This window comes from Candidatus Hakubella thermalkaliphila (assembly GCF_013281975.1).
In the GTDB taxonomy this organism is placed as follows: domain Bacteria; phylum Actinomycetota; class Humimicrobiia; order Hakubellales; family Hakubellaceae; genus Hakubella; species Hakubella thermalkaliphila.
Map to the genome: position 1 here is coordinate 1 of NZ_BLRZ01000077.1, position 9,307 is coordinate 9,307.

The window sequence follows — 9,307 nt, forward strand, 5'->3', positions numbered from 1 at the left end:
ATGATAGAAAACCCCCTCTGAAGAGGTGTTTTTTAAAATAAGTGCGGAAGTCGGGAGAGAAGATCTTCTTAACTCTTGAATCCTGTTGACTACCCGATCTTCTCGATAAAAGACCTTGCAGCCTTAAATAACTCTTTTACCATTGCTACATCTTCCAAAAGTCCCTTATAGTAACCTGCTATATTTGACACTCCCCTGAATAAATTCAGGAGATTCTCAGGCAAACACTCTCTCAGTGCTTAACGCCGGAAGGCTCTGCCCGAGCCGTAGAATATTCAGAGACGCATTGTGGTCTCTGTCTAAAACAAGTTTACAGAAAGGACATTGATGCACCCGAACAGACAAAGATTTAGGGACTTTTTCACCACATCCAGAGCATATCTGAGAAGTGCCATTGGGCGTTACTTTAACTACTGTCCTACCAGCCTCCGCCGCTTTGTAGGACAGCAGGTTAAAGAACATACCCCAACTACTATCAGCTATGCTTCTGGACAAATATCTGTTCCGTATCATGCCTTTAATATTCAAATCCTCTACATAGATAGTGTTATATGCTTTTATGTACAAATTGGCCACTTTATGCAGAAAATCTTTGCGTTGGTTGACCACCTTCTCATGGGCTTTAGCGACAAGAATACGGGCCTTGTTTCTCCGACGGGAGCCTTTCTTTTTACGAGACAGAGACCTTTGCCTTCTTCTGAGAAGTTTAAGGGATTTCTCAAGGTGTTTAGGGTTCTGAATCTGATTAGCCTCAGAGTCAAGGCAAAAAGATTTAATACCTACATCAATACCTATTTCAGCCGGGGTATCAGAAAGTTTCTCAACGGGAACATTATCGCAGGAGAAAGCAATAAACCACTTACCTGTGGATGTTCTACGAATAGTCACGGTTTTAATATCGCCCTCAATAGGCCTGGACAGAAACAGTTTGAATCTACCGACATTTTTAATATAGAGGTATCTACCCTCAAGACGCCAGCCAGATTGTTTAAGGGTAAAAGAATCGTATCTATTTTTAGACTTGAATCGTGGAAATCCAGCTTTACTGGGACGTTCTTTAAGGCGCTGATAGAATCCCTTAAAAGCTTTATCCAATCTCTGAAGAACATCCTGGAGGCATTGAGAACCAACGGTCTTGAATTCAGGAAAGGACTGTTTAAGTTCAGGCAATTGAGACATCTGTTGATAAAGGGAGATAGATTTACCATGCTGTTTGTAGATGCTGATTCTCTGTTCAAGGGCGAGATTGTAGAGGGTTCTACATATCTCAAGCCATTGATTGCAATTAGCCTCTGTGGTCTTGTTTATCTTTGTCTGATAAAGATAGGTTTTTCTCATTTCTTGCTCTGGGCTTCCATGTATTTCCTGATTATCTCCTTGCTCACATTGCCTACGGTGCTAACAAAATACGATAGAGATAGTATAGCACATATCAATAAAACAGTTCATAGAAAGGGGAATAGCGATTCATCCTCTGAATAAATTCAGAGGCTTTCTGGCTTAGGCTTGTAAGATTTTAATTTCTTCTCCAATTTAACAACCCAAATGACCTCGCAATGAGCTCAAGGGCATCTAGGTTGGGAACGATAATTGTGAAGCTGATATCTCCATAGATATTGCGCGTGCTGTACCTTGAACTTATCAAATATTATTAATACTATCAAGGAAAGTGATCTACAAAGCTAAGACGACACGAGGTGTCCTCTCTTCTGGAAAGTGGGACACCTGGAAAGTTACGTTTATACTCGCCCCATTTATGTTTGACAAAATATAGTTGTAGTTTTATAATTTCTTTAAAAGTAAAACATAAGGCAGGTAATATAAGATGGTAAGAGTCAAGATTTCAGGGCGGGGTCAATTGGTCATCCCTGGTAAATTGCGGCGCAAATACGGAATTTATCCCGGTGCTGAGGCAGAGTGGATCGATACTGGCACAGGTCTCTTCCTAATCCCCAGGATCGAAGACCCTGTCGAATCATCGAGGGGGATGCTGAGGGGGACGAAGGTCTCTACTGAAGCTTTGCGGAAGGCAAGAGCCGAGGACAGAGCTCTTGAAGAAGGGAAGGTCAGAAGATCCCATTGATACGGATTAAGGAACAAGAGGCTGACTCTAGGGGTGAGATATCAGTAAATGAGGTCGAGCCCCAAGCTCTAATAAAACCTACGGTGGAAGCTCCTCGCCGTTTCGTGCTGGATTCTTTTGCTGTCCTTGCCTATCTCAATGATGAGGAGGGCGCTGATCAGGTTGAGGAGATCCTCAAGGGAGCGAGAGCTGGCGAGATGGAAGTCTACATGCATGTTGTCAATCTAGGAGAGATCTTTTACCTTACTATGCGACAGGAGGACGAAACAGCAGCCTATAAGGTCTACGGGACGGTGCGGAGATACCCTGTGACCTTCATTGAGGACCTTAGCGAAGATTTGCTTTTGACTGCGGGAAGATTCAAAGCGAAAAACGCCATTGCTTATGCCGATACCTTTGCAGCTGCCACCGCCAAATTGAAAGATGCCACCCTGGTTACAGGAGATCCGGAATACAAACCCCTGGAAGGAGAAATTGATATTCTGTGGATTGGATCGGTGGAATAAGTTCTTCGGCATCGTCTAATTCGGATCCTCTCCCTTCTGACTTCAACCTCGCTTTTCCGACCGTCATTTGACAACGCAAGAAGTAACGTATAATGTTAGGTATAGCAAACGTGCTTTAAGCGAACCAATGTTCATAATGAAATATTGTTCATCTTTAACTCATTTTTTCAAACCCATGGAGTGTGTCCAAAAAGGAAAGGGGCCACGAAAGGAAGTGGGGTCCAAAACAGGACAGCCTGCGAAGGAAGTAAGCTCCAAAGCGGAGCAGGCCGCGAACGAAATGGGCTCCGAAAGAAACAGCCTGCAAAGGAAATAGACTTTAGAAGGTAAGGGTACCCTGGACCAGCATCAATATCATGACCAACATCGACCACAAATTTCTCACCAAAATTGCCCAGCAGTATTATCAAGAGGGTAAAACCCAGGAAAAGATAGCTAAAAAGTTCCATATCTCCCGGCCTACCGTGTCCAGACTCCTCAGCAAGGCTAAAGAAGAAGGTATCGTGACTATTGCCATCAAGAATCTGGCGGAAGACGCCTTGGTGATGGAGAAAGATCTGGAGGATAGAGGCAAACTGAGGGAGGCTATCCTGGTCTCCTCCAAGAGCGATCCAGTCCAGAATCTGAGAAGCGTGGCTGAGGCAGCAGCTCTTTTCTTGGATAGGATTCTAAAAGATGGAGATCTGGTGGGAGTATCCTGGGGTGTGGCTCTTCGGGAGGTGGCAAACTCCCTGAGACCGTCCCGCAAGGTCAAAATAAAGGTGGTGCCTCTCACGGGGGGAGTGGGCCAGACTATGGTAGGCATCCATGCCAACTCCATTGCCACTAAAATTGCCGAGGAGTATGGAGGTACAGCCTACCTTTTGCATGCTCCGGCCATCGTCGACAACCGGGAGATAAGAGATGTCATCATAAAAGAGAGCCGCACCAAAGAGATTCTGGAAATGGGTAAGCAGGTCGATGTGGCTCTGGTAGGTATAGGTTTTCCTAATTCCAAATCTACCATGGTCAGGACGGGGTATTTTAGTCTGGAAGATATTCGCCGGGTGAAGGAAGCCGGGGGCGTGGGTGACATCTGTGCCCGATTCTTTGATCAGGAGGGGGGAAAAGTTATTACTGCTCTGGATGAGCGGATTATAGGCCTGGATCTGGATGAGTTAAAGAGCATCGATTGCGTAGTTGGGGTAATGTGTGGGGAGGACCGGGCCAAGGCTGCTGCAGCAGCCATGAAAGGCGGTTTGATCAACGTATTGGTCACTGATACCATCACAGCTAGAAAAATATTGAGAGTTTTGAAGGAGAGAGTCAATGCTTCGACTAAACAGTAAGCTTGAGGAACTGGAAGAAGCGGGCCAGAGCATCAAGGTAGCCCTGGCCGGGGCCGGGCAGATGGGAAAAGGGCTGGTCAGCCAGATCTCCCAGATGAAGGGCATGCAGATAGTTGCCGTGGCCGATCTTTATCCCGAGAGGGGGGTTCAGGCTTTCCAGGAGGCTGGCCTATCCGATGAAGAGATAATTGTTACCGACAGTCTGGATGAGGCCGATGAGGCTATTTTCGATGATAAAGTCGTAGTTACCAGGGAGCTGCGAGTTTTGACCAGGTTGGTCGAGGCCGATGTAGTAGTAGAGGCCACTGGCAGTCCCAATGCCGGAGCTCTGGTGGGCTTCCTGGCTATAAATAACGGGAAGCACATCGTTATGTTAAATGTAGAGGCGGATGTCACGGTGGGATCCCTGCTGAATAGTTTGGCCGAAAATGCTGGCCTGGTCTACACGCTCTCGGCAGGTGATGAGCCCGGTGCCCTCATTGAACTCTACAACTTCGCCGATGCTCTGGGATTTAAGATAGTGGCAGCGGGCAAAGGCAAGAACAATCCTCTGGACAGATATGCCACTCCTGATGATCTGATCCAACTGGCCGCGGAAAAGGGGGTCAGCCCCAAGATGCTCACTGCTTTTGTGGATGGAACCAAGACCATGGTGGAGATGAATGCTGTGTCCAACGCTACCGGTCTGGTTCCTGATGTGCCAGGCATGCATGGTCCGGTAACCTCGGTAGAAGAGCTATGTCGGACCTTCAGCCTTAAAAGCCAGGGTGGAATTCTAAAGAGAGAAGGAGTTGTGGACTTCGCTATCGGAGATGTGGCACCTGGGGTATTCGTGATCATCACTACTGATCAGGAAACCATAAAGAAAGATATGGACTATTTGAAGATGGGCAGCGGCCCCAACTATCTTCTTTACCGACCGTACCATCTTTGCAACATCGAGACCCCTCTTTCGGTGGCCCTGGCCGCTCTCTATGGAGAGCCCTGGATGATTCCCCTGGGCAAACCTGTCTCCGAAACCATCCCGGTGGCTAAAAGAGATTTGAAGGCAGGGGAGATTCTGGATGGGATCGGCGGCTTTACCACCTATAGCACCTTGGTCATAGCAAAAGTGGCCAGAGACAAAGGATATCTGCCTCTGGGACTGGTAGAGGGGGCGAGACTGAAGCGAGATGTATCTCGAGATGAGTTGATCACCTACGACATGGTGGAGCTGGATGAGTCCTCCTTTGTACTACAACTCAGGAGGCTGCAGGATAGGATGTTTGAGTAGAACCTTGTGACAAGGGCAAGTTAAGGGGCTTGAACGACGTCTTGTGATGTCCGTCAGGTCACACATGATGTACACCAACAAGGCAAGGGGAAACTACAGATTGGAGAGCGCAAATGGCAGTAACTAAACCAGCAGAAAAAACATTGACCAGAGAGAAAAAGCTGGAGATGCTCCGGACCATGCTCAAGATCAGACATTTTGAGAGCAGGGTTGACGAGTTCTTCCAGCGCGGAATGGTCAGAGGTACCACCCACCTGTATATCGGGGAAGAGGCCACTGCTACCGGTGCCTGCGCCGCCATCGAGCCAACTGACTACATTACCAGCACTCACCGGGGTCATGGACACTGCATTGCCAAAGGGGGAGAGCTTCCCAAGATGATGGCCGAACTTTTTGGAAAGGAGACCGGCTACTGCCGGGGCAAGGGTGGATCCATGCATATAGCCGATGTGGATGCCGGCAACCTGGGTGCCAATGGAGTGGTGGGTGGTGGGCTGGCCATCGCTACCGGAGCAGCTCTGGCCTGTGCTATGAGGAAAGATGGTCGGGTGGTTCTTTGCTTTTTTGGAGACGGGGCCACTAACCAGGGTGTTTTTCACGAGGCAGTCAATCTGGCCTCTGTCTGGAAACTACCCATCATTTATATTTGTGAGAATAACCAATATGCCATATCCACTTCGGTGAAGACGGCCTTCAACATCGAAAATATTGCCGATCGGTCCGTATCTTATGGTATCCCTGGGGTCATTGTGGATGGCAATGACGTTACATCTGTCTACGATGCTGTCTCTGAGGCGGTTAAGCGGTGTCGACAGGGGGAAGGCCCAACCCTGATTGAGTGTAAAACCTACCGTTGGAGAGGACATTCTAAAAGCGATATTCAAATCTATAGGACTAAAGAAGAAGTGGAAGAGTGGAAGAAAAAATGTCCTATCCAGCGGTTCAAGAAGAGACTGATCCAGGAAAATCTGTTGACGGAGGAAGAATTCGAGGCCATGGACAAAGAGGTCGAGGAGGCCGTGGAGGAAGCGGTTAAATTCGCTTTAGATAGTCCATATCCTGAAGAAGAAGAACTCTTTGAGGATGTTTATGCCTAGACCGGGCCAGAGAGGAGAAATAATAATGAGAGAGATAACTTACTCGGAAGCCATTCGGGAGGCCCTTCGTCAGGAGATGAAAAGGGACGAAAGGGTATTTCTGATGGGGGAAGATATCGGCCCTTTCGGCGGTTCCTTCGGCGTAACCCGCGGGTTGATAGATGAGTTTGGTAAAGACAGGGTACGGGACACACCCATATCCGAGGCGGCCATTGCTGGAGCGGCTACCGGAGCGGCAGTGGCGGGCATGAGGCCGGTGGCGGAGATAATGTTCTCCGATTTTACCACCATCGCTATGGATCAACTGGTAAACCAGACTGCCAAGATAAGATATCAGTTTGGCGGTAAAGCCCGGGTGCCTATGGTCCTCCGTACGCCCACCGGCGCTGGTACGGGTGCCGCAGCTCAGCATTCCCAGACCGTCTACAACTGGTTCGTCCATGTCCCCGGCCTGATAGTGGTAGCCCCCTCCACCCCCCGAGATGCCAAGGGCTTTCTTATCAGCGCTATCAGAAATGATAATCCGGTGCTTTTCTTCGAACATAAACTTCTTTATTCCTTCAAGGGAGAGGTGCCCGAAGAAGAGTACACCATTCCCCTGGGGGTAGGGGAAGTTAAGAGAGAGGGAAAGGATGTGACTGTGTTTGCCACCTCTATCATGGTGCATAAAGCCCTGAAGGTAGCGGAAGAACTGGATGAGGAGGGGATAAGCGTAGAAGTGGTGGACCCTCGCACCCTTAAGCCTCTGGATGAGGAAATTCTCATCCAATCGGTGAGGAAAACCAGCCGGCTGGTGGTGGTGGATGAGGGACCCAGGTCAGGTGGATTTGCTGCCGAGGCCGTGGCCATAGCGGTGGAAGGCGCTTTTGACTATCTGGATGCGCCAGTTCAGAGAGTGGCCGCCCCGGATACTCCTGTTCCCTATAGCCTGCCTCTGGAGAAGGCCTATATTCCCGATGAGGGGAAAATAAGAGCAGCCATCCAAAGAACCTTGAAATAATCACTCCAGGCTGTTACCTTAATAGAAGCCGAAAGTCAAGCCTGGATTTAAGTGGAAAATACCCGGTATTTTCCTCTGAAAATGCATCTTAATTTTCATGTTCCTTTGTGCCATCTGTGGCATGAGGGTTTCATGGTTCGAGGACGATGATGCCATAATGACAAACCAAGTAAAAAACAATGCCCCACTCAAGGGGCGGCGATGGGCTGGGGCAATGATGGTGATTTTCGTGGTGCTCGAAGGGTGGCCGCATAATGATTAATCAGGAGGAAGAGTTATGCTCAAAGAGGTAATCATGCCCCAGTTGGGTCTCACCATGACCACCGGCACTATTCAGAAGTGGCTTAAGAAGGAAGGAGATCAGCTAGAGAAGGGTGAGCCCATCCTGGAGGTCATGACCGATAAAGTTACTATGGAGGTGGAATCCTTCGACTCGGGCATCCTGAAGAAGATAGTGGCCCGGGAAGGAGAGGAGATTCCGGTCACCCAGGTCATTGCCTATATTGGTGATGAGAAGGATGAACCTTCCCCCGAGTTGATAGCCCGGGCCACAGAGGCTAAGGCTGCCCTTGCCTCCGAGGCTGCCGCAGTAGCGGAACCTCAGAAAGAGCCGGCCCTGGCCGAAGAGGAAGAAGGGGGCAGAATTAAGGCCTCACCTCTGGCTCGAAGACTGGCTCAGGAGAAGGGGCTTGATCTCAGGCTCATCAAGGGCTCCGGTCCCGGAGGACGCATTACTAAAGAGGATGTCCTCAAGGCTGCCGAGGAGAAAGAGAGAAGGCCTGCTCCTGCTGAAGCGGCCAGGGTTGCTGCACCTCAGATTGCTGGGGCTCCCCAGGTGGCCGAAGTCATCCCTCTGACCGGCCTCAGAAAGATCATTGCCGAGCGCCTATCGGAGAGCTTCCGAAACGCACCTCATATCGTCATTACCATGCAGGTGGACATGACCCAGGCTCAGGTTCTGAGGGATAGCCTTCTCTTTTTGGTGGAAGAAAAGTGGGGAGTCAGACTTTCCTACACTGATATCATTCTTAAGGCCACCGCTCTGGCTCTCAAGGAATATCCCGGGCTCAACTCCAGCCTGGTAGGCGAGGAGATTAAGATATACCAGGATATCAACATCGGTCTGGCTGTAGCCATCCCCGATGGCCTGATTGTGCCCACTATCTTTGGGACGGATGGGCTATCTCTCTCCGAGATAGCCAGGAAGAGGGAAGAGCTGGTTAAGAAAGCCCGGGAGGGCTCCCTGAGTTTAGATGAGGTAGGTGGAGGCACCTTCACCATGTCCAATCTGGGCATGTATGGAGTAGAGAGCTTTTCTGCCATCATCAACCCTCCCCAGGCAGCCATTCTGGCAGTAGGGGCTATAGAGGAAAAAGCCGTGGTGAGAGAGGGCCAGATCGTTATTCGGCCTCAATTAACTCTTTCCCTTTCGGCAGATCATCGGATGGTCGACGGAGCCCTGGCTGCTCAATTCCTGGCCAGAGTCAGGGAACTTTTGGAAAGTCCCTATCTTATGTTGATCTCAGGGTAGCTAGTGATCTCCAGGCAATTCGTCAATCTGGTCTCGTCACCCGTGAACCATGATAACATGAAACCCTCATGTCACAGGTGACACAAAGGAGCATAAAATTTAAGATGCATTTTCAGAGGAAAATGCTGAGCATTTTCTACCGAACTGACTGAAAGGAAGTACCCATGTCTCCAGAGGACCAGGGAGTAGTCAAAGCTGATGTTGCTATCGTCGGTGCCGGCCCAGGTGGCTATGTAGCCGCCATCCGGGCTGCTCAACTGGGGCTAAGGGTGGTTCTGATAGAAAAGGATGAGTTGAGAGGAACCTGTCTCAATAAAGGCTGCATTCCCACCAAAGCCATGCTGGCTTCCACCCATCTTTTCTCTGCCTTGCGGAGAGGTGAAGAATTTGGCATTTCGGTGGGGGAAGTCAAAGCCGATGTAGCCAGAATGGTTCAGAGGAAAGATAGGATAGTCTCCACTCTGGTCAAAGGGGTGCAATACCTGCTCA

General features: G+C 49.3%; 9 protein-coding genes. 8 read left to right on the plus strand and 1 reads right to left on the minus strand.

Annotation, left to right across the window (positions count from 1 at the left end; all coding sequences use genetic code 11):
* Positions 1-216: 216 nt before the first annotated feature.
* Positions 217-1,338, minus strand: coding sequence for an RNA-guided endonuclease InsQ/TnpB family protein (locus HW443_RS07685; protein WP_176235879.1), 1,122 nt, complete (start codon positions 1,336-1,338; stop codon positions 217-219).
* A 487-nt stretch (positions 1,339-1,825) separates the two neighbouring features.
* Between HW443_RS07685 and HW443_RS07690 the strand changes: the two genes are divergently transcribed.
* From HW443_RS07690 to HW443_RS07725, 8 genes are all read left to right on the plus strand, one after another.
* Positions 1,826-2,083: an AbrB/MazE/SpoVT family DNA-binding domain-containing protein gene (locus HW443_RS07690; protein ID WP_176229062.1), complete on the plus strand. Its 258-nt coding sequence runs from the start codon at positions 1,826-1,828 to the stop codon at positions 2,081-2,083.
* Positions 2,080-2,589 carry a type II toxin-antitoxin system VapC family toxin gene (locus tag HW443_RS07695; RefSeq protein WP_176235878.1) on the plus strand — a complete coding sequence of 170 codons (510 nt, stop codon included), beginning with the start codon at positions 2,080-2,082 and terminating at the stop codon, positions 2,587-2,589. Before HW443_RS07690 ends, HW443_RS07695 begins: the two co-directional genes overlap by 4 nt.
* Before the next feature lie 356 nt (positions 2,590-2,945).
* Positions 2,946-3,917 (plus strand): sugar-binding transcriptional regulator, encoded by a 972-nt coding sequence (locus HW443_RS07700; protein ID WP_176235877.1) that lies wholly within the window; start codon positions 2,946-2,948, stop codon positions 3,915-3,917.
* Positions 3,898-5,190, plus strand: coding sequence for an NAD(P)H-dependent oxidoreductase (locus HW443_RS07705; protein ID WP_176235876.1), 1,293 nt, complete (start codon positions 3,898-3,900; stop codon positions 5,188-5,190). The genes HW443_RS07700 and HW443_RS07705 overlap by 20 nt, the downstream gene beginning before the upstream one ends.
* Positions 5,191-5,303: 113 nt before the next feature.
* Complete coding sequence (gene pdhA, locus HW443_RS07710; RefSeq protein ID WP_176235875.1) at positions 5,304-6,287, plus strand: pyruvate dehydrogenase (acetyl-transferring) E1 component subunit alpha; 984 nt, start codon at positions 5,304-5,306, stop codon at positions 6,285-6,287.
* A gap of 25 nt (positions 6,288-6,312) precedes the next feature.
* Positions 6,313-7,287, plus strand: coding sequence for an alpha-ketoacid dehydrogenase subunit beta (locus HW443_RS07715; RefSeq protein WP_176235874.1), 975 nt, complete (start codon positions 6,313-6,315; stop codon positions 7,285-7,287).
* A gap of 277 nt (positions 7,288-7,564) precedes the next feature.
* A complete protein-coding gene (locus tag HW443_RS07720; protein ID WP_176236954.1) occupies positions 7,565-8,818 on the plus strand; it encodes a dihydrolipoamide acetyltransferase family protein in 1,254 nt (417 codons plus the stop codon).
* A 164-nt stretch (positions 8,819-8,982) separates the two neighbouring features.
* The coding region (locus tag HW443_RS07725; RefSeq protein ID WP_176238033.1) for an FAD-dependent oxidoreductase at positions 8,983-9,307 on the plus strand (325 nt) is incomplete at its 3' end.